Source organism: Cryobacterium sp. Hz7, assembly GCF_004402815.1.
Lineage (GTDB): Bacteria > Actinomycetota > Actinomycetes > Actinomycetales > Microbacteriaceae > Cryobacterium > Cryobacterium sandaracinum.
Window position 1 is genome coordinate 1 of sequence record NZ_SOFB01000007.1, and the last position, 1,862, is coordinate 1,862.

Here is a 1,862-nt window from a genome sequence, read left to right on the forward strand (position 1 = left end):
TCTTCGACACCGCAACGGGCTGGGTCGCCCGCCTCCAGGACGCCCATTCCCGCGGGAAACTCGCCGCGGAGCTGACCCGGCTGCGCCGCTACAGCGTCCTGATCTGCGACGAAGTCGGCTACATCCCGTTCGATCAGGACGCTGCGAACCTGTTCTTCCAGCTCATCGCGAGCCGCTACGAACACGCGTCGCTGATCATGACGAGCAACCTTTCATTCGGGCTCTGGGGCGAGGTCTTCGGCGACCCGACCGTCGCCTCCGCGATGATCGACCGCATCGTCCACCACGCCGACGTGATCAGCCTCAAAGGCACCAGCTACCGGCTCAGAAGCCACCAGCCGGCACCCGGTACGGCATAGTAGAAACACANGCACCCGGTACGGCATAGTAGAAACACACAAAGTGGCCCCGTTTTCAAACGGGGCGAATTCCAGCGGTCGTCGCAACACTGATTGGTTAGCTGGATCGTAGTACGTCGGCGAGGAGCTGGGCTGGTGTTGTCCAACCGAGTCGCTTCCGGGGCCTGTTGTTGATCTTGATCGCGACAGCGGCGAGGTCATCGGCGCTGTGGATGGCGAGGTCGGTGTGCTTAGGGAAGTACTGCCGCAGCAGTCCGTTCATGTTCTCGTTGGATCCGCGTTGCCAGGGCTTGCCGGCGTGAGCGAAGAACACGCCGTCGGTGAAGAGGGAGGCGATCTTGTCGTGGCTGGCCATTTCGGCGCCCTGGTCCCAGGTCAAAGTCCGCCGGAGTTCCTGAGGTAGGGCAGACATCGCGGTAATGAGCGATGCGTTGACTTCAGCTGCGGTGTGCCCGCCGGGGAGGTGGAGGAGGACGGCGTAGCCGCTCTTGCGGTCTACCAGGGTGCCGATCGCCGAACGGGTGCGCGTGCCGATGATCAGGTCGCCTTCCCAGTCTCCGAACCGGGACCTGTCGTTTACGACCTGGGGGCGGTGGTCGATCAGGGTCGCTGGTGCGATGAAGCGTGGGGCGCGTACGTCGGGGCGCCGTCGACGCTTGCGCAGTGGCCTGCCCGTTCTTAGGTGTGGTGTCAATTTTTTGGTCAAACCGCTGTTACCCGGCCAGTACAGGGCCTGGTAGATCGTTTCGTGGCACACGTGCCACGATCGTTTCTGTGGGTGAGTGTCTCGTCGCCAGTAGCTGATCTGTTCGGGGCTCCAGTCAAGTTTCAGTTTGTCTTGAACCAGGTCGCGGAGCTGGAGGTCTTGCCCGATGCGCCCTGTTCGCGCCCGTCGGGCCTTCTCTCGTGCTCGTGCGTGGGCCAGGACAGCGTCGTACTGGCCGCGGTCGTGTTTTCGCATGTTGCGGCGAAGCTCGCGGCTGATCGTCGACGGTGACCGGCCGAGTCGCCGGGAGATCTCTCGGATGGAGAATCCTTCTCGTCTGAACACAGCGATCCGCTCACGTTCGATCAGGCTCAGGTACCGTTCGTGTCTGTCTGCCTCAGCAAGTCGTAGCGGCGCGATCCCACCACGTTGAGATCGCCAACGGTGACCGGTCGTGCGTCCGATCCCCACGCGCTTCGCGGCGGCGATCGGTCCGATCCCGGCAAGTATGAGTTTCCAATACTCGTCTTCGCGGTTGAGGTTTCTCTTGCGCCCACGTCTGGCCATCTTCACACTCCAAATCTTGGTGGAGTGTTGCGACGAGACCTAGAACTCGCCCGGCACTATTGGCCCTGTTTTGGGTCGGCGTTAACACCGCTGACCACCGCGCAACTCATCCCGGCGTTGGAGCGTTCCCGTCCAATGGGAAACCTCACGGACACTGAGATCGCAACGGCCCTCACTTTGAAGAAACTTGCTGTCCGATACCGATTTCTCGAGCGGGAGATTCTTGACAC

Annotated in this window: 2 protein-coding genes; one reads left to right on the forward strand and one right to left on the reverse strand. The window is 62.0% G+C overall.

The window, feature by feature from the left end; genetic code table 11:
• Positions 1-359: ATP-binding protein (locus E3N86_RS01025; protein WP_166784966.1), on the forward strand; the 359-nt coding region annotated here is incomplete at its 5' end.
• Positions 360-456: 97 nt separating this feature from the next.
• Here E3N86_RS01025 and E3N86_RS01030 read toward each other — a convergent pair.
• Positions 457-1,632, reverse strand: a complete 1,176-nt coding sequence (locus tag E3N86_RS01030; RefSeq protein ID WP_134511162.1) for an IS30 family transposase — start codon at positions 1,630-1,632, stop codon at positions 457-459.
• Positions 1,633-1,862: the final 230 nt, after the last annotated feature.